The sequence below is a fragment of the Sphingomonas degradans genome, from assembly GCF_053502645.1.
In genome coordinates this window covers 2,209,461-2,233,105 of record NZ_CP177172.1, presented here as the reverse complement: position 1 = coordinate 2,233,105, position 23,645 = coordinate 2,209,461, and the positions used below count along the sequence as shown (strand labels likewise).

General features: G+C 67.7%; 18 protein-coding genes. All 18 read left to right on the top strand.

Annotation, left to right across the window (positions count from 1 at the left end; translation table 11 throughout):
* Positions 1-343: 343 nt before the first annotated feature.
* The 18 genes from ACG3SL_RS09935 to ACG3SL_RS09850 all read left to right on the top strand — a co-directional run bounded on the left by ACG3SL_RS09935 (position 344) and on the right by ACG3SL_RS09850 (position 23,641).
* Positions 344-1,804 (top strand): O-antigen ligase family protein, encoded by a 1,461-nt coding sequence (locus tag ACG3SL_RS09935; RefSeq protein WP_448664973.1) that lies wholly within the window; start codon positions 344-346, stop codon positions 1,802-1,804.
* A 3-nt stretch (positions 1,805-1,807) separates the two neighbouring features.
* Positions 1,808-2,524: a polysaccharide biosynthesis/export family protein gene (locus ACG3SL_RS09930; protein WP_448664972.1), complete on the top strand. Its 717-nt coding sequence runs from the start codon at positions 1,808-1,810 to the stop codon at positions 2,522-2,524.
* 4 nt (positions 2,525-2,528) lie between these two features.
* Positions 2,529-4,709: a GumC family protein gene (locus ACG3SL_RS09925; RefSeq protein ID WP_448664971.1), complete on the top strand. Its 2,181-nt coding sequence runs from the start codon at positions 2,529-2,531 to the stop codon at positions 4,707-4,709.
* Entirely contained in the window at positions 4,702-5,988 is a 1,287-nt protein-coding gene (locus tag ACG3SL_RS09920) for a hypothetical protein (RefSeq protein ID WP_448664970.1), read from the top strand. The genes ACG3SL_RS09925 and ACG3SL_RS09920 overlap by 8 nt, the downstream gene beginning before the upstream one ends.
* Before the next feature lie 104 nt (positions 5,989-6,092).
* Positions 6,093-7,355, top strand: a complete 1,263-nt coding sequence (locus ACG3SL_RS09915; RefSeq protein ID WP_448664969.1) for a hypothetical protein — start codon at positions 6,093-6,095, stop codon at positions 7,353-7,355.
* On the top strand, positions 7,352-8,632 hold the full coding sequence (locus ACG3SL_RS09910) for a CAAX prenyl protease-related protein (protein WP_448664968.1): 1,281 nt from the start codon (positions 7,352-7,354) through the stop codon (positions 8,630-8,632). The genes ACG3SL_RS09915 and ACG3SL_RS09910 overlap by 4 nt, the downstream gene beginning before the upstream one ends.
* Before the next feature lie 42 nt (positions 8,633-8,674).
* Positions 8,675-9,685, top strand: coding sequence for an NAD-dependent epimerase/dehydratase family protein (locus ACG3SL_RS09905; protein WP_448664967.1), 1,011 nt, complete (start codon positions 8,675-8,677; stop codon positions 9,683-9,685).
* A 17-nt stretch (positions 9,686-9,702) separates the two neighbouring features.
* A complete protein-coding gene (gene tviB / locus ACG3SL_RS09900; protein WP_448664966.1) occupies positions 9,703-10,983 on the top strand; it encodes a Vi polysaccharide biosynthesis UDP-N-acetylglucosamine C-6 dehydrogenase TviB in 1,281 nt (426 codons plus the stop codon).
* Between the two features lie 8 nt (positions 10,984-10,991).
* The gene (locus ACG3SL_RS09895; RefSeq protein WP_448664965.1) at positions 10,992-12,794 is read left to right on the top strand and encodes an ABC transporter ATP-binding protein; all 1,803 of its coding nucleotides are present in this window, start codon (positions 10,992-10,994) and stop codon (positions 12,792-12,794) included.
* Positions 12,794-13,831 (top strand): UDP-N-acetylglucosamine 4,6-dehydratase (inverting), encoded by a 1,038-nt coding sequence (gene pseB / locus ACG3SL_RS09890; RefSeq protein WP_448664964.1) that lies wholly within the window; start codon positions 12,794-12,796, stop codon positions 13,829-13,831. Before ACG3SL_RS09895 ends, pseB begins: the two co-directional genes overlap by 1 nt.
* On the top strand, positions 13,828-14,988 hold the full coding sequence (gene pseC, locus ACG3SL_RS09885; protein ID WP_448664963.1) for a UDP-4-amino-4,6-dideoxy-N-acetyl-beta-L-altrosamine transaminase: 1,161 nt from the start codon (positions 13,828-13,830) through the stop codon (positions 14,986-14,988). The genes pseB and pseC overlap by 4 nt, the downstream gene beginning before the upstream one ends.
* Positions 14,985-15,671 carry a pseudaminic acid cytidylyltransferase gene (gene pseF / locus ACG3SL_RS09880; protein WP_448664962.1) on the top strand — a complete coding sequence of 229 codons (687 nt, stop codon included), beginning with the start codon at positions 14,985-14,987 and terminating at the stop codon, positions 15,669-15,671. Before pseC ends, pseF begins: the two co-directional genes overlap by 4 nt.
* Complete coding sequence (gene pseG / locus ACG3SL_RS09875; protein ID WP_448664961.1) at positions 15,668-17,182, top strand: UDP-2,4-diacetamido-2,4,6-trideoxy-beta-L-altropyranose hydrolase; 1,515 nt, start codon at positions 15,668-15,670, stop codon at positions 17,180-17,182. The genes pseF and pseG overlap by 4 nt, the downstream gene beginning before the upstream one ends.
* Positions 17,179-18,228, top strand: a complete 1,050-nt coding sequence (pseI, locus tag ACG3SL_RS09870) for a pseudaminic acid synthase (RefSeq protein WP_448664960.1) — start codon at positions 17,179-17,181, stop codon at positions 18,226-18,228. The genes pseG and pseI overlap by 4 nt, the downstream gene beginning before the upstream one ends.
* Entirely contained in the window at positions 18,225-19,421 is a 1,197-nt protein-coding gene (locus ACG3SL_RS09865) for a hypothetical protein (protein ID WP_448664959.1), read from the top strand. The genes pseI and ACG3SL_RS09865 overlap by 4 nt, the downstream gene beginning before the upstream one ends.
* Complete coding sequence (locus ACG3SL_RS09860; RefSeq protein WP_448664958.1) at positions 19,414-21,192, top strand: asparagine synthase-related protein; 1,779 nt, start codon at positions 19,414-19,416, stop codon at positions 21,190-21,192. The genes ACG3SL_RS09865 and ACG3SL_RS09860 overlap by 8 nt, the downstream gene beginning before the upstream one ends.
* Complete coding sequence (locus ACG3SL_RS09855; RefSeq protein ID WP_448664957.1) at positions 21,189-22,397, top strand: glycosyltransferase; 1,209 nt, start codon at positions 21,189-21,191, stop codon at positions 22,395-22,397. Before ACG3SL_RS09860 ends, ACG3SL_RS09855 begins: the two co-directional genes overlap by 4 nt.
* On the top strand, positions 22,394-23,641 hold the full coding sequence (locus ACG3SL_RS09850) for a hypothetical protein (RefSeq protein ID WP_448664956.1): 1,248 nt from the start codon (positions 22,394-22,396) through the stop codon (positions 23,639-23,641). The genes ACG3SL_RS09855 and ACG3SL_RS09850 overlap by 4 nt, the downstream gene beginning before the upstream one ends.
* Positions 23,642-23,645 lie beyond the last annotated feature (4 nt).

The following is a 23,645-nucleotide window of genomic DNA, read 5'->3' as shown; positions in this document are numbered from 1 at the left end:
CTCTGGCCCCGTCCGATACCGGCGGACCAGGCCGCGATAGGCGCGGCGGGGGCAACTGCGCCGAGTTCCTTGGGTACGGTCGCCATCGGGTTCCTATCGCTCGCGGCTGCCGCAGGCGTGGTCACATCCGTCGGCGGGTCTAACTCGGACAGCCCGTAACCCTCCCTTACCGCGCGCCGCCCCGGCTTTTCGGGCGAGTCATCGTTATCCCGGCGTGTCGATCGGCTCCGGTCGGTTCTGACGTCGTCTTTTTCCCGCGCACGCGTGCGCGGTTGCACAATCATGTCTCGCCTTTCGCTCCGGTGGTTCTTCACCCGGAGTGCGGTAGCTTGCGGATATCATCATGGATTTGACTTTTGCGTCCCGGCGCGTCTCCAGCGACGCCCAGACCATGCGCAAAGCGTGGCTGCGGGGACCGGATGTCGCGTTGTACGGCATAGTCATCGCCGCCGTGCTGCTGGGCGGAAGCGCCAGGCCGGACGTATTACCGCTGCTGGCGCTTCGCCCCTTGGGCGTGCTGGCGCTCGGCTATGCGGTGTGGACGACGCGGTGGGATCACCTGCGGCCCTATCGCTGGGCGGTGGCGGCATCGGGCGCGGCGCTCCTATGGCTTGCGCTACAGCTCGTGCCGCTTCCCCCGTTCCTGTGGCAGGCGCTGCCCGGCAGGGACATCGTCGTCGATATCGATCGAACCATGGAGATGGGAGCGCGCTGGCGTCCGTTCAGCCTTGCTCCGCTCGCGACGTGGAACAGCCTTTGGGCATCGACCATCCCGCTTGCGGTGCTGCTGCTCGGCGCAAGTGCGTCGCACGAAGCGCGGGCGCGGTTGCTTCCGCTTTGGCTCGCGCTGGGCGCCGCGAGCGCCCTGCTGGGCGTGATCCAGCTGATCGGCCCCGAATGGGAAAGTCCCCTGTACCTGTACCATGTCACCAATCGCGGTTCCGGGGTCGGGCTGTTCGCCAACCGCAATCATCAGGCGGCGTTGCTGGCGTGCATGCTGCCGATGCTGGCGGTCGCGGTATCCGGACGGAAGCTGGGGACAAGGGCGCGCAAGGCCAGGCAGTATCTGGCGACCGTCGCCGGCCTTTTGCTGGTGCTGCTGTTGCTGGTGACCGGATCGCGCGCGGGGCTTGTACTTGGGATGGCGGGGCTCGCCGCGATCCCCGTCCTCCATTCCGGAATGCGAACATCGCCCGACCGGCGCGTGCAGACGCGGACGTCGATGCAGGCACGGTTGCTCGTCCTCTCGGGGGCGCTCGCGGTGCTGGTAATGGGAGTGCTCGCACTGGTCTTCGCCAGGGCGCAAGCGCTCGACCGATGGTTCGACCCCGGGGTGGAGCGGGGCCGCGCCTCGGTGTGGAGGGCATTGGGCGACATTGTCGGCCAGTATTTTCCGGTCGGCTCCGGCAGTGGTTCGTTCGCGCAGGTGTTCCTGATGCACGAGCCGGATGCGATGCTCTCGTTCACTTATCGCAATCAGGCCCATAGCGACGCGCTGGACCTGCTGCTGACTGCCGGACTCCCCGGCCTTGCGATGCTGGCCACGGCATGCGGCATGTATCTGGTGGCGGCGCGCAGGGCATTCCTGCCGCTCGCACGCCGAAGCCTGCGGTCGGAAGATCGTCGCCTTCGGCTGGGGGTGGTCATCATCGGCCTGCTGCTGCTCGCGAGCAGCGTCGATTATCCTCTGCGGGTTCCATCGCTGGCGTGTCTGTTCGTCACTGCCGTGCTCTGGGTCCCCTTCGAGCCGAAGCCTCCGGCGACCCTCACGGTCGCGGACGCCACGGCCAAACGAGAAGTCTGATTCATGCGTGTTTTCCTTCTTTGCTGCCTGCTGGCCACCGCCGGCTGCGCGCGACCGTCCCTGCCGGAGCCTGGGACCGGCGCCGTTACCCTGGTCCGCGGCGGGGTGTTGCCTTCGCCGGACCTGGCGAATTCCACCGCCGGGGAGCGCCCCTTCTTCATCGGTCCGTTTGACCGGCTCCAGGTCAGCGTAGTGGCGATCCCGGAGATCGGCACGATGGATTTTCAGGTGGACGCCAGTGGGCGTATCTCCGTGCCGTTTGTCGGCATCCTGCGGGTGGGTGGGCTGACGCCGCTGCAGATCGAGGCGGAGATCAAGGACAGCCTGAAGGCTAGCGGTTACCTGAAAGACCCCCAGGTTGCCGTCAATCTGAAGGAAATGGTCAGCCAGACCGTGACCGTGGCGGGTGAAGTGAAAAGCCCGGGCGTGTTTCCCGTGATCGGGCGGCTGACGTTGTTGCGCGCGATCACGATCGCGAAGGGGACGACCGAGTTCAGCAAGATGAACGATGTCGTCGTCTTCCGCGAGGTCGGCGGCGAGCGCTATGCTGCGCTCTACGACTTCAAGGCGATCCAGGACGGGCGCTATCCCGACCCGGAAATCTTCGCGAATGACGTCATTCGCGTCGGCGATTCCCGCGCCCGGCGTCTGTTCCGCGATTTCATCACTGCGTCGCCGCTCTGGTCCGGCCCGATAATCCTGCTCCTGCGCGGACTATAGAAGCATGTACGCACTTACACGAACGCCGCAGCCGCCCGCGCCGGGCGGCCCGGGCATCCTTGCGACGCACGCGCAGCTGGAGGGCGGGGACTTCGGACGCCCGCTGCTGCTGCAATATTGGCAGATCCTGCTGCGATGGCGCTGGATCGTCATCGGCATCGTGGCGACCAGCGTCGCGGTAGGCGTGGTGGTGACCTTGCTCACCGCCCCCGAATACGCGGCGCGTGTCCAGATCGAGATCAGCCGCGAGCAACAGCGTATTACGAATGTGCAGGGCGTCGAAAGCGGCGACGACGCCGAGGCGAACGAGTTCTACGCGACCCAATATTCGCTGCTGCGGGCGCGCCCGCTGGCCGAGCGCGTGGCGGAATCGCTGGACCTCGGTGGGAACGAGGCTTTCTTTGCGTCGCACGGCGTACCCATGCCCGGCGCCGGTGCGTCCGTGCAGATGGACGAGCGGCGAAAGAGCGCGGCGGCCGGATTGCTGCTTTCGCATGTCACGGTAGAGCCGGTGCGCGGATCGCGCCTGGTGGATGTGCGGTACACATCCCGCAATCCCGCGCTGGCGGCGCGCATCGCCAACGAATGGGCGCGCGCGTTCAGCGACTCCCGGCTTGAGCAGCAATTCGCATCGACCGCCGTCGCGCGGCGGTTTCTGGAGGAACGGCTCAAGCTGTTGCGCCAGCGGCTGGAGGAATCGGAACGTCGCGCGCTGACCTATGCCTCGGAAACCGGAATCGTGCGTCTGAACCAGACGGTGGGACCGGACGGCCGGACCCAGGCGAACCGAACGCTGGTGGAATCGGACCTGGACAGCCTCAACCTCGCGCTGAACCGCGCGACGGAAAACCGCATCGCGGCGGAGGCTCGGGCGAAGGGCGCGAGCGCGGATGCCAGCCTGGACGCATCGCTGGCGGCACTGCGGCAGCAGCGGACTGCGCTGACCGCGCAATATGCCCAGTTGATGGTGCAGCACGAGCGTCGCTATCCGCCCGCGATGGAAATCGCGGTGCAGATCGCGACCGTCGATGCCGCTCTGAAGCGCGAGACCCAGCGGATCGCCGAGAACCGCCAGTCGGAGTATCGGGAAGCGATGTCGCGCGAGCAGAGTCTGTTGGCGCAAGTCACGGGGTTGAAAGCGCGGCTCGACGAGCAACAGCGCCACACCGTCCAGTATAATATCTACCAACGCGAGGCCGACACCAATCGCCAGCTCTATGACGCGTTGCTCCAACGCTTCAAGGAAATCGGCGTGGCGGGGACGGTGGGCGCAAGCCAAGTTGTGGTGGTCGAGCCGGCACTGGTGCCGGGCTCGCCCAAATCGCCGAACCTGCCGTTCAACATCAGCGTGGCGCTTGCGATCGGGTTTGCCCTGTCTGCGGCCGCAGTCATCGGCCTCGAGCAGATCGACGAGGGGGTGCGCGAACCCGGTCAGGTCGAGCGCTTCCTGGGGCTGGCGACACTGGGCACGGTGCCGATGTTCGACAGGGGCGATGTGCTGGAAGGCCTGCGCGACAGCCGTTCGGACGTCTACGAGGCCTATCTGAGCGTTTGTTCTGCGCTGGCCTTTGCGACGACGACCGGATTTCCCCGGACGCTCAGCGTGGTGAGCACCCGTTCCGGCGAGGGCAAGAGCGTGACCGCCTGGGCGTTGTGCCTCGCTCTCAGCCGCACCGGACGGCGTGTCCTGTTCGTCGATGCGGACATGCGCTCGCCGTCCGCCCATCTGTTCGCGGGGGTCGGCAACGAGCGCGGGCTCTCCAACTATCTGGCCGGCGACCAGGAATGGACATCCGGCATCGTGGATATCGGGGTCGAGGGCATATGCGTTCTGCCCGCCGGGCCGATGCCGCCCAATCCTGCGGAATTGCTGTCCGGCACGCGCATGTCGGAGTTCCTGCTCGGCAGCGAACCGATCTTCGATCATGTGATCATCGATACGCCGCCTGTGCTGGGCCTGGCCGATGCGCCGCTGATCGGAAGCATCACCGATGCGAGCGTGCTCGTCGTGGAATCCAATGGTCCGACCGTGGGGAATGTCCGAGCAGCGCTGAAACGCATGTCGGCGCTTGACGCGCGCATCGCCGGCGCCGTGCTGACCAAGATGGCCTCCCGCGGGTTCGAATATCGTTACGGCTACGGCTATGGCTATGGCTATGGCCGGCGGAAGAACGGCGATGCCTGACTCCGGAGCGCTTGCCCCGATCGCTGAGGAGAACGGGCGCGTATACCGCCATCGGCGCGTGCTGGCCGGGCTGGGACTGCTGGCCGCTACGGGCGCGCTGGCGACGCTGGCGGCGCGCGATGCCTTCGCGGCGATATATCGCGTCGGTCGCCCTGCATGGGTACTGGCGGCGCGCCCCTGGGATCCGGTGGCGCTGGCGGTATCGACGGATCGCGGGTTAGCGAAGGACCCGACGGCGTTTCCCGCCGACGGGGCCTTGCGCGCGGCGTTGGCGGGTGATCCGCTGAATGCCGAAGTGTTGCGGCTTGCCGGACTGCGCGCGGAGACGGGTGGCGATCCGCAGCGGGCGCATGCGTTGATATCGCTGTCCGAAAGGCTGTCGCGCCGCGACCTGGCGGGCCAGATCTGGCTGATCGAGGATGCCGTGCGACGCGACGAGGTGGCGGCGGCGCTTGTTCATTACGACCGGGCATTGTCCGTGCATCGCGCGGCATGGGAGCCGCTTTTCCCCGTGCTTTCGTCCGCAATGCGACATCCGGGAATTCGCGAAGCGCTCATTCCCTATGTCCGCGACCGGCGCGCATGGGCGATCCCGTTGCTGTCGCATGCCGCGACCCAGGCCGAGCCGCCGGCACCGCGCAATGTGGCGTCGTTGCTTCGGCGGGCGGGCCTGCTGGGCGCGCCCCGGTCCGGCGACATCGATGCGCTGGCCGCTGCGCTGCTGCGCCGGCTGGTGAGCGACGGGGACTATCCTGGCGCATTCGCCCTGGCGGCGGAAATGGCGGGCACGGGTGCGGCAAGCCTGTCGGATGTGGCGGTGACCCCCGCGACCACGCAAAGCGCGCTGCAACCGCTGACCTGGCAACTGGGGACTGGCGATGGTGTGCTGGCGCGGCTCGACGAGCGGAACCGGGTTCGCATCCGGGCGTCGCGCGGCCGCCAGGCGATGGCGCTGAGCCGCGTGCTCGCCCTGCGACCTGGGCGCTACGAGCTGGGAATGGCGGCGCACTTCGCCGATTCGGAGCCGATCGCCGCAGCGGAATGGGCGTGGACCTGCGTGGACGGCGGGCGCGGTCATGATGCTGGCCGTGCGTCCGTGGAGACGGGGCATGGCGCCCGAACGCAGGTTTTCGGCTTCGACATATCGGAAGACTGCCCGGCCATACGCCTGGAACTGACCGTAACCGGTGACGACGACTTGCGCGCAGGCGAGATGGTTATCGATGCACTCGCCCTGCGCAGGGTTTCCCCACCGCCCCCTGTTCGATCCGCGCGCTGAGTCTGCCCGCGATGCCCCTGCAATCTTTGTTTCCTGTGAGAACTTCCCTGAAACCTCTATCTCCTGCCCGGCTGCTGGCTGTCGTTTCGCTGGCAATATCGGGAGTGCCGGGCGCCACCGGGACCGCGCTCGCCCAGCAAGCCGATGTCGTGGCCCGGATCGGCGACGACGTGATTACGCGCGCCGATGTGACGCGGCAGCTGGCAGACGGCGGGATCGATCCGCGCGCTGCTACGGCGCGGCAATTTGAAGGCGCGGCGCGCGCCGCTGCGGCCGAGCGCGTCGTCGAGCGCAGCTTCGATGCGAACGACGGGGCATTGCCCGAAGACCTGAGCCAGGCGCTCGCCCAAGCGCGGCGCCGGGTGATGCTCGAATATTATGTGCGACAGCGGCTCGATGCCTATCGCCCGACCGATCGCGAAATTGCGCGCTTCGTAGAGAGCAACCCCCGCATGTTCGCGGGGCGCGAGACGTTCCGCTATCAGAACCTGTTGATCCAGTGGAAGACCCCGGCCGCGCGCACCGCAGCGATTGCGCTGCTGGACGCTTTCGCGCGCATCCCCGCGCCGGACGTCGCAGCGGTGAACCAGCTCAAGGCGTCGCTCGTCGCCGCCGGCGCGGATTTTCGCGGGGGAAGCTTCGTGCGCTCGACCGAGCAGTTCGAGGGCGATGTTCTGCAGCGACTGCAACCGCTGGGCAGGGGGCATGCCACCACCTATGCGGTGCAGGGGCAGGGCATCGACCTGCTCGTGCTGCTCGATCGCATCCCCGATCCCGCCGATCCCGGCGTGATGCAGGCGCAGATCGCAGCGCTGCTTTCGCGGCAGCATGCCGAGCGCCAGCGCGAGGAGTTGATAACGCGCCTGTCCGAACCGGTGCTGGCGGACGGGGCGCTTCGTCCCCGCCGCACCGGCGCTGTCGCCGAGACGGCCGCTGACGATAGGGACGAAGCGAAATCGCGGCTGGGGATGGCCGTGCGTTCGATGATGCCGGCCTGGCTTGTGGGCAGCGGCGGCAAGTTCGCTCTCGTCCTCATCCTGGCGGCGATCATCGCCCCCTGTGCGATGATCGCGCGGCTGGCGCGCGAGGGCCGCAGCTATGGGTGGCGTTGGCATCGTATCGCCTGGCCTGTGCTGCACGCGCTTGTCACGCCATTTGGCCTGTGGGCCATATCCGCCTCCGCGCGATCGATCGAGCCGATGGTGCTGGCGGGGCTCTCCATCGGCGGGCTCGCACTCGGCGGACTGGTCGCCTGGATGCTGCGCGGGTCCCCGGAGGATCCGTTGCGCGCGGGCGCGACGGCGGGACCGTTCCTGATCGCCGCTGGCATCCAGCTCGTGCTGGGCGGGGTCATTCTGTTCGCATGAAGGAGCGGGCGGTCCGCAGCCGGCGGACGCCGGACGCGCGCGCGACCGCGATCACGCTGGCCGCGTTTGCCGGACTGCTGGCGTTGCTGATCGTTCCGTATTTCAGCAGCGCGGCCAATTTCCTGGTACGCGAAGGCACGCTCGCCCCGCTTCACGCGGCGGTGCAGGACGCGACGCTGTGGTTGGTGTCGGTACTGTTCGAGAGCCTGGGCGGGCAACGTCTGTGGGTGGTCCAGGGCACGGATGGGTATCCGACGATCGAAACCGCCGGTTTCGTGGTGCGCGTCGCGCCGTCCTGCGCGGGATATCTGGGCGTAGTGGCGAGCACCGGGTTTCTGGTCGCGCTGGTGTGGGCACATCGTGCCCGTCTCGATCCGCGGCGCTGCGCGCTGGTGGTCGCCGGCGCCGGGGTTCTGGTGTTCTTGCTGAACGCGGTGCGGATCGCGGCATTGCTGTACATCGGCAGCCACGGCGCCCCGGACATCGCGGTAGAGGGTTTTCATTCCAATTTCGGTGCGGTCGCGCTGCTCGCCGTGGTGGGAGGCGCCGCGGCGATGATGCGGTTGCCGTGGTTCGGCGCGCGCCGGCATCCGGTGTCGCCGGTCGCGGACGAGGAATCTGTGGGCGACGATCCGGATACCGCGCGGTTCGGGGCCTATCTGGCGCTCACCCGGCCCTTGGCGATCGTGTTGGCGGTGCTGTTTGTGCTCGGCCTCGGCGCGGGGGCGGTGAACTGGCTCTACCCGGTGCCGATGGCGTTGGGGCTGGTGCTGCTGGCGCCGCGCTGGCGGGAGTGGCGTACGCTGCTCGGTGCCGCAGGACGCGGGTTGCCGGTTGCCGTCGGTGTGGGATGTTATGGTTTGTGGATCGCGCTCGTCCCGCGCGACGCGGAGCGCGAGGCGGCGATGCGCGATGCGTTGCACGCGGCGCCGGTCGCGCTCTCCGCGCTCTGGTGTGCGGCGCGCATGCTCGGCTCCACGTTCGTTACGCCGCTGCTGGAGGAACTGGCGTTTCGCGGGGGCATCGCCCCGGCGATCCGCGACGCGCTGGCGGGGCGGCTGGGAGCCCGCCTGGCGCTGGCGGCTGCCATCGTTGGATCGGCGGCGCTGTTCGGCCTGATCCACCACGACATGCTCGCCGCCGCGCTGGTGGGCATCGCCTATGCCGGAGTGCGCTTTGCCCGGCCCGGACTGGGCGGCGCCATCGTGGCGCACGCCATCACTAACGGCCTTGTCGGCCTGCACGTACTGTTGGCCGGTTCCTGGTCCTACTGGTGACCGCGCCGTCGGTGCGCCCTCTTGAGAGAACGACCTGAAACCATGAAGATATTCGTCACCGGGACCGCAGGGTTCATCGGATACCATCTTGCCGAGCTGTTGCTCGAACAGGGTTTCGCCGTCTGTGGCTATGACGGTTTCACCGACTATTACGACGTCGGGCTGAAGCGATCGCGCGATGCGCGGCTGCGGCGGCATGCCCGGTTCCAGTCGGTGGAAGGCATGCTGGAGGACCAGGCGTTGCTGGACGCGACGGTCGACGGCTTCAAGCCCGATGTGATCGTCCACCTCGCCGCACAGGCAGGCGTCCGCTACAGTCTGGAAAATCCGCGCGCCTATCTGGACGCGAACGTGATCGGCACGTTCAACGTGATGGAGGCGGCCCGGCGCAACGCGGTGCGCCACCTGCTGATGGCATCGACGTCATCGGTATATGGCGCGAACGAGGCGATGCCGTTCACCGAGACCGAGAAGGCCGACACGCAGCTCACCATCTATGCCGCGACCAAGAAGGCAACCGAATCGATGGCGCATGCCTATGCCCATCTGTGGAAGCTGCCGACGACGATGTTCCGCTTCTTCACCGTGTACGGCCCATGGGGGCGGCCCGACCTGGCGTTGTTCAAGTTCGTCGATGCCATGCTCGATGGTCGCCCGATCGACATCTACAACCACGGCGAGATGTATCGCGACTTCACCTATGTCGACGATCTCGTTCGCGCGATCCGCCTGTTGATCGATGCCGTGCCGGTCGAACCGGCATCCCCGGCGGACATCGAGAGTGGGGACTCGCTGAGCCCCGCCGCGCCGTTTCGCGTCGTCAACATCGGCAATTCGGACAAGGTGCGGCTGCTCGATTTCGTCGACGCGATCGAGGCAGAGCTCGGGATGCCCGCCATCCGCAACTACATGCCGATGCAGAAGGGCGACGTCCCGGCGACCTGGGCGGATGCGACGCTGCTCCAGCGGCTGACCGGCTATCGCCCCCAAACGGACTTCCGTGTCGGCGTCGCGCGCTTCGTGGCGTGGTTCCGCGATCACTACGGCAAATAGAACCGAAGGTTTTCATTGTGCAGAAACGTTCAACCACCGCGCGCATCGCGGTGATCGGGCTCGGCTATGTCGGGCTCCCGCTGGCGGTCGCGTTCGGCAAGCGGCGATCGGTGACAGGGTTCGACATCGACCAACGGCGGATCAATGCGCTCAAGGGCGGGCTGGATTCGACGCTGGAGGTGACGCCGGAACAACTGGCTGCGGCACGGCACCTGCGCTTCACCACCAGTCCGGCGGATATCGCCGATTGCAGCATCTATATCGTCACGGTTCCGACGCCGATCGACGCGCATCGCCAACCGGACCTGACCGCCCTGCGCCGGGCATCGGAGGTCGTGGGCGGTGTGCTGAAGCGCGGCGATATCGTGATCTACGAGTCGACGGTCTATCCCGGCTGCACCGAAGAAATATGCGTCCCCGTGCTCGAACGCACGTCGGGCCTCTGCTACAATTTCGACTTCTTCGCGGGGTACAGCCCCGAGCGGATCAATCCGGGCGACAAGACCCACACGCTGGAGACGATCCGCAAGGTCACCGCCGGCTCGACCCCCGAGACCGCCGACCGCGTTGACGCGCTGTACCGCGAGATCATCACCGCAGGCACCCACAAGGCGGAATCGATCCGTGTCGCCGAAGCAGCGAAGGTGATCGAGAACACCCAGCGCGACATCAACATCGCGCTGATCAACGAACTCGCCATCATCTTCAATCGGATGGGCATCGATACGCAGGCGGTGCTGGACGCGGCGGGGACCAAATGGAACTTCCTGCCATTTCGTCCCGGCCTGGTGGGCGGCCACTGCATCGGCGTCGATCCCTATTACCTGACGCACAAGGCGGAGGCGATCGGCTATCATCCCGAAATGATCCTGGCCGGGCGGCGGCTGAACGACGGCATGGGCCGGTATGTGGTCACCCAGCTGGTAAAGGCGATGATCGCGCGGCACATCCAGGTCGCGGGCGCCCGCGTTCTGGTGATGGGACTGACCTTCAAGGAAAACTGCCCGGATCTGCGCAACAGCCGGGTCATCGATATCATCGAGGAATTGCGCGGCTTTGGCTGCGAGGTGGATGTTCACGATCCTTGGGCGGACCCGGGGCAGGCCGCGCACGAATATGGCGTGAACCTGATCGCGGAGCCGGCGCCGGGCACCTATGACGCTACGATCGTGGCGGTGGCGCACGAGCAGTTCCGCGCGCTGGGCGGTGACGGCGTTCGGGCGTTCGGGCGGGACGCGCACATCGTGTACGACCTGAAATACGCGCTGGCGCGCGACGCCGCGGACCTCCGGCTGTGAAGGCATTGATGCCGCCGCCGGCTCGGGCGCCCGGGGACGATGGCTCGCTGTGGCGCAGCATCGCCCGGCTGATCGCGATCCTTTCGCCCCATCGCCGGCGCCAGCTCGGCATGATGGTGGTGCTGATGTTCGTCGGCGCGGCCGCAGAGATGGCGACGCTGGGCGCGGTGATCCCGTTCCTCGCGCTGCTCGCGGGGACGGGGGGGCAGGACTTCACGGTGCCTGTGCTGGGCATCCGGATGGGTATCCTGGGCGCATCGATCCTGTTCGCCGCGATCGCGCTGGGCGCTGCAGGCGTGCGCATCTTCGTGCTGTGGGCGGGGTATCGCTTCAGCTACGGGCTGGGCGCCGACCTTGGCGGCGAAGTCTATCGGCGCACGCTCTACCAGCCCTATTCCTGGCATGTCGCGCGCAACAGCAGCGAGATCATCGCGGGCATCTCCAAGGTGAACAACGTCGTCAGCGGAGTCATCAACCCGCTGATCCAGGGCGGGGTGGCCGCAGTCATCTCGATTGCGATCGGCGCGACCCTGGTCGCGATCGATCCGCGCACCGCGCTGACCGCCATGGTAGTGATCGGCACGCTCTATGTTGCCGTGACGCTTGCCTTTCGCCGGCGCATCGCCGTGCAGGGGCGGATCGTCGCGCAGAACGAGACCCAGCGCGTCAAGGCGGTGCAGGAGGGGCTGGGCGGCATCCGCGACGTGCTGCTCGACGGCGTCCAGCCGATCTATCATCGCCGGTTCGACCAGTTCAACACGCGCATCCGCGAGGCACAGGCGACGATCAACCTGTGCGGTAACGCGCCGCGCTATGTGATCGAGGCGGCGGGGATGGTGTGCATCGTCGGGCTCGCCTTCTGGCTCAGCGCGCGCCAGGGTGGGTTGATGGGCGCCATCCCGATCCTGGGCGCGCTCGCGATCGGTGCGCAACGGTTGTTGCCGCAGGCCCAGCTTCTCTATTTTTCCTGGTCGCAGATCAACAGCAGCCGAGCGCAGCTCGACGACATGCTGGCGCTCGCGACCCTGCCGATCCCGCAAGGGGCCGCCACGCCGCCATCCCATTTGCCCCATCCTGCGGCGGCGGCGGGCGTGCCGCTGATCGACCTGCGCGAGATCGTGTTCCGCTATGGTGACGAGACGCCGCCGATCCTGGATCGCTTCAGCGTGACGATCGCGCGTGGCAGCAAGGTCGGCATCGTCGGCCGCACCGGCAGCGGCAAGAGCACGCTGATTGACCTCGTCATGGGACTGCTCGATCCGAGCGAGGGCGAAATCTGTGTCGATGGCGTGCCGCTGAACGCCGACAACCGGCGCGACTGGCAACGCCGCATCGCGCATGTCCCGCAAAGCATCTTCCTGTCCGACAGCAGCATCGCAGAGAACATCGCGTTCGGCGTGCCCGAAGGCGATGTCGACATGGGCCGCGTGCGCAAGGCGGCGGCGATGGCACAGATCGCCGACACGATCGACGCGCTTCCCCAGGGCTATCGTACCCCGGTGGGCGAGCGCGGGGTTCGCCTGTCGGGCGGGCAGCGCCAGCGGCTCGGGCTCGCGCGGGCGCTGTACAAGGATGCCGACATCCTCGTGCTCGACGAGGCGACGAGTGCGCTCGACGACAAGACCGAAGCGGCGGTGACCCACGCGATCGAGACGCTCGGTCCAGACGTGACGGTCCTGATGATCGCCCACCGTCTCTCCACGCTGCGCAGTTGCACGCAAATCATCGATCTCTCCGCGCCAGCAGACCCTGCTCCCGCGGCGCTTCCTGAAACCGCCTCGCAAAGGCTCCAGTTCGTGAGGAAACACTGATGCTCAATGGCCGTTCCATCGTCATAACCGGGGGCACGGGCTCCTTTGGCCACGCCTTTGTCGAGACTGTGCTCCGGCGCTATCCCGACGTCCGCCGCCTGGTCGTGTTCAGCCGCGACGAGCTGAAACAATTCGAAATGGCGCAGCGCTTTCCCACGAGCGCCTATCCCATGCTGCGCTATTTCATCGGCGACGTGCGCGACGGCGAGCGGCTGCGCCGCGCGCTGGAGGGCGCGGACACCGTGGTCCACGCGGCCGCGCTGAAACAGGTGCCCGCTGCGGAGTATAATCCGTTCGAGTGCATCAAGACCAACATCATGGGTGCGCAGAACCTGATCGAGGCATGCCTGGACAGCCAGGTGCGCAACGTCGTGGCGCTTTCCACCGACAAGGCGGCGGCGCCGATCAATCTGTACGGTGCGACCAAGCTGTGTTCGGACAAGCTGTTCACCGCAGCGCAGAACATCAAGGGATCGCGCGACCTGCGTTTCAGCGTGGTGCGCTATGGCAACGTGATGGGCAGCCGGGGTTCGGTGATCCCGTTCTTCCTCGATCGCCGTGCGACCGGAACGCTGCCGATCACCGATCCGGCGATGACCCGGTTCAACATCAGCCTCGCCGACGGCGTCGAGATGGTGCTGTGGGCGCTGGAAAATGCGCGGGGCGGCGAGATATTCGTCCCCAAAATCCCCAGCTATCGCATCACCGACGTGGCGGAGGCCGTCGCGCCCGAATGCCGGCAGGACGTGGTAGGCATTCGGCCCGGCGAAAAGCTCCACGAGGAGATGATCACCGCAAGCGACAGCCCCTATACGGTGGACCTGGGCCGCTATTACGCGATCCTGCCTGCTGCGGGCGAGCTGTCGGTCGAGCGATACTGCGAGGCGATGGACGCGCGGCGCGTGCCCGCCGGCTTTGCGTATGAGAGCGGATCGAACCCCGATTTTCTGACCGTGGGTGCGTTGCGTGCCCTGATCCGCGCGCATGTCGGCGGCGCCGATCCGGTTGCCGAACAGCAAGCGGCGGCTGCGGAATGATCCCCTATGGCCGCCAGTCGATCAGCGAGGCCGATATCGCGGCGGTCGTAGACGTGCTGCGATCCGACTGGCTGACCCAGGGCCCGATGGTGCCGCGCTTCGAACAGGCGGTGGCGGATCGATGTGGCGCCCACCATGCCGTGGCGATGAGCAGTGCGACGGCGGCGTTGCACGTCGCGTGCCTTGCGCTGGGGCTGGGGCGGGGAGACTGGCTCTGGACGACGCCCATCACGTTCGTGGCTTCGGCGAACTGTGCCCTGTATTGCGGCGCGCGCGTCGATTTCGTCGACATCGATCCGCGAACCTACAACCTGTGCCCCACTGCGCTGGCGCGCAAGCTGGCCCAGGCGCGGATCGACGGCCGCCTGCCAAAGGTGGTGGTGCCCGTCGCGCTGTGCGGACAATCGTGCGACATGGCTGCCATCCGTGCGCTTGCGGACGAATATGGCTTCGCGATCCTCGAGGATGCCTCGCATGCTATCGGGGGGCGCTATGGTCGCGAGCGCGTGGGCGGTTGCCGCTATTCCGACATCACCGTGTTCAGCTTCCATCCGGTCAAGATCATCACCACCGGCGAAGGCGGCATGGCGCTCACCAACTACCCTGCGCTGGCCGAGCGCATGGCGTTGCTGCGCAGCCACGGCATCACGCGCGATCCGGTGCAGATGCAGAAGGCGCCTGACGGCCCGTGGTATTACGAGCAGGTCGATCTGGGCTTCAACTACCGCATGACCGACATGCAGGCGGCACTGGGGCTCAGCCAGCTCGACCGGCTGGACGAATGGGTAGCGCTGCGTACGGGTATCGCCAATCGCTACGATCGATTGCTTGCGGACCTGCCGGTGATGACGCCGTGGCGCGCGCCTGACGTGGACTCTGCGTTCCACCTCTATGTCGTGCGGGTGGGTGCCGACGTGCATGGTGCGGTTTTCCGCCACCTGCGCCAGGTGGGGGTGGGCGCGAACCTGCACTATATTCCGGTCCACACACAGCCCTATTACCGCGCAATGGGCTTCGCGCCCGGGGACTTCCCCGAGGCCGAGGCTTATTATCGCGAAGCGATCAGCCTGCCAATGTTCCCGACGCTGCGCGAGCAGCAGCAGGACGTGGTGGTCGCCGCGCTGCGGATGGCGGTTCGCTCGGCGGTGGCCGCGTGACACTGGCGGTGATCCCCGCGCGCGGCGGCAGCAAGCGCATTCCGCGCAAGAATGTGCGGGCGTTCGCCGGCCAGCCGATGATCGCCCACGCCATTCGGGTCGCGCTGGCCTGTCCGGAGATCGCACGGGTGGTGGTCTCGACCGATGATGACGAGATCGCGGATATCGCCCGCAGCTGTGGCGCGCAGGTGCCGTTTCGCCGCCCGGACGCGCTGGCGGACGACCACAGCCCGACGGTGCCCGTGGTCGCCCATGCCATCACGGCGTGTCGCGCACTGGGCTGGGGGGCGGATGCCGTGTGCTGCATCTATCCCGCAGTTCCGCTGCTGCGTCCTGAAGACCTGTCGGCGGGGCATGCCCTGCTGCGGAGACGGACTGCACCCGGCTATGCCTTTCCGGTGGTGGCGTTTCCCTCGCCGGTGGAGCGGGCGCTGCGCCGGGCCGCAGACGGGCAGGCGGTGCCGGTGGACCCGCGGCATGCAGAGACGCGGACGCAGGATCTGGAACCCGCTTATTATGACGCCGGGCAATTCTATTGGGGCCATGCCGAGGCGTGGCTGGCCGAACTACCGGTTCACCCGAACGCGCACGTCATGCCGTTGCCAGAGGACTGTGCGATCGACATCGATACGCCGGAGGACTGGACGCGGGCAGAACGCCTCTATGCGGTGATGCGCGCATGATCGTTGCGATCCGGGCAGATTCCTCCCGGGCGATCGGCACGGGGCACCTCCACCGCATGCTGGCGCTCGCAACGGCGCTGCGCAGCCTTGGTGCCGAGGTCCGCTTTCTGTGCCGTGACCTCGTCGGCAATGCCTCGGCGCTGGTCGAACGGCGCGGCTTTGTCCTGCACCGTCTGCCCGAGCCGGAAGGCGACCGGCCCGCAAGCGGCGACTCCGCGACCTGGGCCGAAGTCTCGCAGGCGCGGGATGCGCGCGAGTGCATTGCCGCGCTCGCGGATTGCCCGCCTGACTGGGCCGTGGTCGATCACTATGCGCTCGACGCGGAATGGCATGCGCGCGTGCGCGCGGCATGGGGGTGCCGGATTGCCGCCGCCGACGATCTTGGCGATCGCCCGCTGGTAGCCGACCTGCTGCTCGACCAGAATCTGCATCCGGATCATCGCGCCAAATATGCAACCGTAGCTATGCCGGGTGTGCGCCTGCTGGCCGGGCCGCGTTTCGCGCTGCTGGGCGCCGACTACGCGCACGCGCCGCGCTACCGCTTCCGCGACACGGTGGGCAGCATCGGGGTGTTCCTGGGGGGCGTCGATCTGCGGGACGATAGCGCGCGGGCGCTTGCGGCGATCGACGCGGCGGGGTTTTCCGGGCCTGTGGAGGTCGTATCCACCAGCGCCAACCCGCACCTGCCGGCGCTGCGGGCACGCGTCGATGCGCGCCCGGCTACCCGCCTTTCGCTCGACCTGCCTTCGCTGCACGATTTCTTCGCGCGGCACGACCTGCATATCGGTGCCGGGGGCGGTGCCACCTGGGAACGATGCTGTATCGGCGCGCCCACTCTCGCGCTGGTGGTCGCGGACAATCAGCGCATCGGGCTCCAGATGCTCGAAGCGGCGGGCGCGGTGGCCGCCCACGATGTTTCCGATTCGCATGGCGGGGCGACCGGCCTCGCCGAAGCGCTGGCGGCGCTTCTCGCGCAGCCGGAGCGGCGGCGGGCGCTGCACGAGACATCGCTCTCGCTAGTCGACGGGCGTGGAGCGCAGCGCGTGGCGCTTGCGATGCTGGGTTCCCGCATGACGGTTCGTCCGGCTGCCGCGAGCGACAGCGCGTTGCTCCTCCGCTGGCGCAACGATCCGGCCACGCGCCGCGTGTCGCACGATCCCCGTGCGATCGGGGAGGCCGAACATGCGGCATGGCTCGACCATGTTCTCGGCGATCCCGCGCGGCTGTTGCTGATCGGGTCGGTCGCGGGGATGCCGGTTGGCGTCATCCGGTTCGATCCGACGCAGGAGGCGGGGCGCACGATCTCCCTCTATCTCGATCCCGGATTGCACGGGCTGGGCCTTGGCCGGTGGCTCCTCGCTGCCGGCGAGCGCCACTGTGCGGCCCCCCCGTTCCACGCCGCCGTGCTGGAGAACAACGCGGCGTCCGCCCGGCTGTTCGAACGCGCGGGCTATGTCCGCACGCGACCCGGCCATTTCGTCAAGTCTGCAACCAGGGCTTCCTTGCCATGACCATCACTATCGCGGGTCGCGAAATCGGCCCGCATACCCGACCATATCTGATTGCGGAGATGTCGGGGAACCACAACCAGTCGCTGGAACGCGCGCTGGAGATCGTGAGCGCGGCGGCAGAGGCCGGTGCGGATGCGATCAAGCTCCAGACCTATACTGCCGACACGATGACGCTCAACGTGCGTGCGCCGGGTTTCGTGATCGAGGACCCGGACAGCCTGTGGGCGGGCCGGCAACTCTACGAACTGTACGACGAAGCCCATACCCCATGGGCGTGGCACAGGCCCATCATGGAGCATGCCGCTGCGCTCGGGCTGCACTGTTTCTCCAGCCCGTTCGACGAGAGTGCGGTCGATTTTCTCGAGGATCTGGGCGTCCCGGCGTACAAGATCGCATCCTTCGAAGTCACCGATCTGCCGCTGGTCGAAAAGGTGGCGCGCACCGGCAAGCCGATGATCATTTCCACCGGGATGGCGACGATCGCGGAGATCGACGACGCCGTCCGCGCCGCGCGCGCGGCGGGCAACAGCCAGATCGTGCTGCTGAAATGCACCAGCACCTATCCCGCGACCCCGGCGAACACCAACATCGCGACGGTCCCGGCGATGCGCGCGTCCTTCGGTGTCGAAGTGGGGCTTTCGGACCATACGATGGGATGCGGCGTCGCGGTTGCGGCGGTGGCGTTGGGCGCGGTGCTGGTCGAGAAGCACTTCACGCTGCGCCGCGCCGATGGCGGCGTCGACTCCGCTTTCTCGCTGGAGCCGGCGGAGTTCCGTATCCTGCGCGACGAGACCGAGCGCGCCTGGCAGTCGATCGGGCGGGTCACCTATGGCGGGACGCGCGCCGAGGATGCGTCGCGCAGCTATCGGCGATCGCTGTATATCGCGCGCGACATGAAGGCGGGCGAGACGCTGACGCCGGACAATGTCCGCCGCGTACGTCCGGGCTTCGGGCTGCCGCCCCGCCACTATGATGCGGTGCTGGGCCGCAGGGTGGTGCGCGATGTGACGATCGGTACCCCCTTGTCTTTCGACCTGCTGGCATGATCGGCGCCGGAACCACGCTTATGCCGTCGCACGGGCTGTTGCGGTGCGTTCGCGCTGCGAGCCTGCGGCTGCGGCCCGCACTGGCGGCGGCGCGGGCGCGCCGGCCCGGGCGCGAGCGCTGGGTGCGTCCGCTGCGCCGGTTCGAGCCGCTCGCGCTGGTGCCGGGCACGCTGCCCGCGACCGCGCGCTATTACCTGCCCGCGCATCCACGCCCCAATTCAAAGGCGGCGGCGGTGGTCGCGGAACTGTGCGCGGCGGGCGTGCCCCGCGCCGCGATCTGGACTCGCGACGAGGACCGCGCGCGCCGGCCCTTGCGCGTGGCGGGCAGCTTGCCCTCGGGGCTGGCATTGTTGTGGCGCATCGCCCGCCGTGCGCCGCACCTGGACGATGTCCAGCAGCAGATCGTGCTGGGCCGCGAGGCCTATCGCCGGTTCCTTCGGCGCAATCCGCAGGTGACGCCGATCATCATCAGCGATGTCAGCCCCGAACTGCACATGCTGTGGAGCGCAGCGGCAGCCGAGGGCAATCGCGCGCTGTGGTGGCAGGATGATTTCCACCATCGCGGGCCGCTGGCCCAGCCGGTCCGCCATGCGGCGGTGCTGAACGAAGCGGGGGCGGCGGCGGTGCGCGCGGCCTCGCCCGATGCCTTTCTGGTCCGGCGCGACACGCCGCCGCCGCATGCGCCGCGCTGCATTCCGGCGCGGCCGGTGGTCGGAGTCGCGGTGAATGCCTCCTTCGCCGCCGACGCCGCGCAGCGCGGATCGCTGGAGCGGCTGCGCGAGGCCCTGGGTGCAGGCTCGATCGTGTTGCGGCTGCATCCCAACAGCATGCTTGCCGGCGCCGCGTCGCCGGCGCCATGGATCGAAGTCGCGCCCCGCGACGAGACCTTGGCCGCGTTTTCGGCGCGGATAGACCTTTGCGTGGTCGGCAATTCGGCGGTCCAGCTTCGCCTGTTGTGCGCGGGGGTGCCGGTGCTCCATGTCGCCGGGCTCGATGACGATGGCCATGACCTGTACGGCTATTGCGCCGCGGGGCTGGTGTTCGGCGCGGCCGCCGACATCGGGGCGCTCAACGGCTTCTATCAGGGCGCGGCAGCTAAGGGCATGCTGGCGGCGCATGTCGGCGTCGGATTGTCCGTCACTGCCGGGCTGGAAAGCCTGCCCCATGCCCGCAGGGGCGCGGCCCATGGCTAAGGCAGTGCTTCTGTGCCTGCGCGCGCCCGATGGGGCCGCGAAGGTCACGCACGCGGTGGCGGAGGCGTTCGGCGCGATCGACGAACGCTTGCGCGATCCGCGCGTGGCCCCGTCCTTGTGGATGGGCCGCGAGCGCGAGGCGTTTACCGCCTGTTTCCAGCACGGCGACGGCGTGCGGACCTGCGGTGCCAGCATCGCGCTGGGCTGGATCGAGGATAAGGGAGACGGCTGGGCCGTACCCGGCGCGCCGGTCGCCGATGGCACCCACGCGCTGTTCCGCGTTTCCGAGGGCGCGGTGGAGCTGGTCACCGATGACCTCGCGACCCGCACGATCTGGTATTATCTGGACGACACCCGATTGATCGCGTCGACGTCGCAACGTGCGATCGTGATGCTGCTCGGCAGTTTCGCGCCCAATCGCCGGCTGGTGCCGTGGATGCTCGCCAACGGCGTCGCCGGCCCGGAAGGGGGGTGGGACGCACGGCTGAGGCGGGTGCCCCCGGGCGGGCGTCTTATGCTGGACCGTGCCACATGGCGCGCGCGGACGATCGACGATGTCCAGCGCCCGGAATTGGGGCCGTTGCGCACCGCAGGCGAGATCGACGCCCATGGTCGCGCGGCGTTCGAACATGCCGTCCGCACCAGCATCGATCGGCTGGACCTCGATTTCGGACGATGGATGCTGCCGCTCTCCGGCGGGTATGACAGCCGGCTGCTGGCATGCCTGATCGCGCCGCGCGCTCATGCCCGCACGATCACCTGGAGCATGGAACCGGGGGGCCAGGAGAATGCCGAGACCAGGGTCGCCGCGCGATTGGCGGGGGCATTGGCGCTGCCGCATCGTTTCGTCCCGCTGGGGCACAGTGGCGAGGATATCGCGGCTACGCTCGATCGCTTCGTTGCCGCCAGCGAAGGTATGACGGACTCGGTCGGTGCGTATCTGGACGGGTTTCGGCTATGGGCGGATTTCGCGCGCGACGGCGTGTCGGGGATCGTGCGGGGGGACGAGCCCTTTGGTGGCTTCGGCTGGGCGCCGGTGCATGCGGAGTCCGACGTCCGCCTGGGGCTGGGGCTCGCATGTCTGGAGGACCGGCGTTCTACCGCGTGGCTGGCCCGGCTCGATGGCATGACGCAGCGCATCCCAACCGCGCTGCAGCGCAGGGAAGGGGAGCCGCTCGAAAGCTGGCGGCACCGGCTGTATTGCCGCTATCGGGTGCCCGTCGCGCTCGCGGCGCTGACCGAGACCAAGACCGGCTATGTCGAAGTCGTGAACCCGCTGCAGTCGCGGCGGATCGTCGATGTCGTGCGCGCGCTTTCCGATCGGTTGCGTACCGACAAGCGGTTGCTGATCGAACTCGTCGACCGGCTGACTCCGCCGGTTCCCTATGCGAGCGTCCGCGAGGGGGATGTTCAGACCGCGTTCCTGCGGCAGCCCGCAGTCACCGCGCTGCTGCGCGCCGGGCTGGCGAGTCCGCAAGCGCGCGATCTGTTGCCGGGCGAGGCGATCGAGGGGCTGCTGGCCAGGCTTCCCGGCGACACCGTGGGGCAGAGCGGAAAGCCCCGGCGTCTGCGCATGATCGATCGGGCAAAGGCTGTGCTTCCGCACGCGATCAAGCGGCGGATCAAGCGTTTTGCCCCCGATGGCTCCGTCGACCCGAGCCTGCTCGCATTTCGTGGCTGGATCGCAGTGCGCAGCCACGCGCTTTTTACCGAGGACGCCGCGTTCCTGCGCCGCGCCGGTGCGGCCCTTGCCGCGCGGGACGTCGCGTGAGCCGTCTCGTCGCGATCGTCCTTCCCCACGCGCTGGATCCCCAGCGCGGCGGAGTCCAGCGCGTGAGCTGGGACCTGGGGCACGCGCTGGCCGGGCGTGGGTGGCGCGTGGTGTATGTCTCGTTGAAGGCCGGGGGCCATTGCGAGCCGCGTGCCGGGACGTTGATCCGACCGGATCGGGATGTTGCGTTGTCCGCCCGCGCTGTCCGGACGTATCTGGAACAGGTGTTTGCGCGGTATCGGCCGGATGTGGTCGTCAACCAGATCGGCCTGGAGCCGGGCATCGCCGCGCCGCTGTGGCGGATCCGTCGGCGGATGGGGTTTGGGGTGATCGGGTGTTTCCACCTCAACCCCGCGATGTACCGCGACAATCATCGCCACATCGTCCGGCACCAGTTGCGGAGCCGTCCCGCGCTGCTCGCGGCGATCGATCGCCCGCTGGGATGGCGCGCGTTGCTGGCACTGCATCGGCTGCGCAGCGCCCGGAAATTCCGGGCGGCACTTGGGCAAAGCGATCGGTTCATGTTGTTGTCGCCGACCTTTTTCGACGAGCTGGCGTGGTATGTGCCCGGCATCGATACCCGCCGGCTGGTGGCGATCCCCAACGGCGTCCAGCTTCCGGTGGCCCCGATCGGCGAGGCAGGGCGCCGCAATCGCCTGTTGTTCGTCGGCCGGATGGACCAGGCGCAGAAGAATATTCTCCTGATCCCCGAGATCTGGGCACGGCTCCAGCAGCGGCTGCCCGAATGGGAATTGCACCTGGTCGGCGAAGGGCCGGATCGCGGTGCGCTGCAGGCGCGCGTTGCGGCGCTGGGGCTGGAGCGCGTGCATTTCCACGGACAATGCGATCCCGATCCGCATTATCGCGCGGCGCGCATCTTTCTGATGGTTTCCGCCTATGAGGGCTTCGGCAATACGCTGGTGGAGGCGCAGGCACGCGGCTGCGTTCCCGTGGCGTTTAGAAGCTATTCGACGATCGACTGGATATTGAACGACGGCGTCGATGCAGCGCTGGTGCGCGCGTTCGATGTCGATCGTCTGGCGGAAACGGTGGCGACGCTCGCCGCCGATCCGGCGCGGCTGGCGGCAATGCGGGCGCGTGCGATGGACAATGCCCGGCGCTTTTCCGCAGAGACCATGGCGGTGCTGTGGGATCGCGCGCTGCATGAGGTCGCGGACCAGGCGGCCGGGGCGCAACCGGCATGACCGTAGCCGTCATCCAGCGCAGCGCGGCGCGGCGCCGCATCTCGGCGAGCCGGACGCAGACCGTCGTGCTGGGCCTGCTATGGCCGTTCCTCGCGGCTATCGTCGATATCGCGCGATACCCACGATGGCGGACCCTGTCGGGGTTCGTGCTGTTCTGCGCCTTTGCCGGGTGGGCTTTCGTCCCGATCGGCGGGTCGGACGGTGCGGTCTATGTCGATCAGATTCTCGACGTGCGGCTCGGCATCCCGGTGAAGATCAGCGAGCCGCTGCCGGCCCTGCTGGCGACGCTCGTTGGGACGTTTCAGGTCGATCCCGCCTTCTACTTCGCGGCGATCGGGGCGTTGTACGGCATGATCGTCGCGGCGGCGGCGCGCATATTGTTCCGCCACGCCGCGCGCGACCGCCCGATGCGGCTGGCGATGATCGTGTTCGGGCTCGCCTTCTTCCTCAATCATCCGGTCTTCTCCGCCGTTGCCGCGCGCTATCACTTGGGGCTGTGGGCCATGGTGCTGGCCACGTTGTGCGCGATGGAAGAGCGCTGGATCGCGGCGGCGCTTCTTTCGGTGCTCGGGGTGGCGACGCATTTTGGCATGGCGCTGTTCGTGCTCGCGCTGGGCCTGCTGTTCGTGACGCGCCGGCTGGAGCATTGGCAGGTGTGGATTGCCTATGCCCTGGCGGCTGCGGCGTCGATCCTGCCGTCGAGTGGGTTCACCGCCGTCGGCGGCGCGATCGCCGGGCTGTTCGGCGGCAGTTTCGGGGCAAAGGTGGCCGGATCGGTCGCCTATGCCGAAATGACCGAATTCGGCAGCAATATCGCGCGCAACGAAGGAACCGCGTGGTTCCTGACCTGGGCCAGCGTCCCGCTGCTCTACGCGCTGCTCCTCTCGGGCCACGCCATCTGGTGGCGGATCCGCCGGCACACGCGGGATGCACAGTGCCAGCTCTGGATCCTCATCATCCTGATGTGGGCAGTGATGATGGCGGTATCCAGCGATCCCGAAGCGCATGGCCGGATCCAGCGCAATGTGATCGCCCTGCTGCTGCTGTTCCACGCGCGATGGTTTCTGTTTCGCACGGAACTCTCAAGGTTTTCTCTTCTGGTGAATGCGTTTCCGATGATGTTGTATTTCATCGTCCAGTATCGGCGATGGCTGGAACAGGCATCGCTGGTCGCATTCCTTCCTTCGATATGGGCCATTGGCAAGGATTACTATCCTCGCGCCCTCGAAGTGCTTTTTGGTTAGGATG

Coding starts and splice junctions, on each gene's coding strand:
- ACG3SL_RS09935 (WP_448664973.1), top strand. CDS start 344: ATGGATTTGACTTTTGCGTCCCGGCGCGTCTCCAGCGACGCCCAGACC.
- ACG3SL_RS09930 (WP_448664972.1), top strand. CDS start 1,808: ATGCGTGTTTTCCTTCTTTGCTGCCTGCTGGCCACCGCCGGCTGCGCG.
- ACG3SL_RS09925 (WP_448664971.1), top strand. CDS start 2,529: ATGTACGCACTTACACGAACGCCGCAGCCGCCCGCGCCGGGCGGCCCG.
- ACG3SL_RS09920 (WP_448664970.1), top strand. CDS start 4,702: ATGCCTGACTCCGGAGCGCTTGCCCCGATCGCTGAGGAGAACGGGCGC.
- ACG3SL_RS09910 (WP_448664968.1), top strand. CDS start 7,352: ATGAAGGAGCGGGCGGTCCGCAGCCGGCGGACGCCGGACGCGCGCGCG.
- ACG3SL_RS09905 (WP_448664967.1), top strand. CDS start 8,675: ATGAAGATATTCGTCACCGGGACCGCAGGGTTCATCGGATACCATCTT.
- ACG3SL_RS09895 (WP_448664965.1), top strand. CDS start 10,992: ATGCCGCCGCCGGCTCGGGCGCCCGGGGACGATGGCTCGCTGTGGCGC.
- pseB (WP_448664964.1), top strand. CDS start 12,794: ATGCTCAATGGCCGTTCCATCGTCATAACCGGGGGCACGGGCTCCTTT.
- pseC (WP_448664963.1), top strand. CDS start 13,828: ATGATCCCCTATGGCCGCCAGTCGATCAGCGAGGCCGATATCGCGGCG.
- pseG (WP_448664961.1), top strand. CDS start 15,668: ATGATCGTTGCGATCCGGGCAGATTCCTCCCGGGCGATCGGCACGGGG.
- pseI (WP_448664960.1), top strand. CDS start 17,179: ATGACCATCACTATCGCGGGTCGCGAAATCGGCCCGCATACCCGACCA.
- ACG3SL_RS09865 (WP_448664959.1), top strand. CDS start 18,225: ATGATCGGCGCCGGAACCACGCTTATGCCGTCGCACGGGCTGTTGCGG.
- ACG3SL_RS09860 (WP_448664958.1), top strand. CDS start 19,414: ATGGCTAAGGCAGTGCTTCTGTGCCTGCGCGCGCCCGATGGGGCCGCG.
- ACG3SL_RS09850 (WP_448664956.1), top strand. CDS start 22,394: ATGACCGTAGCCGTCATCCAGCGCAGCGCGGCGCGGCGCCGCATCTCG.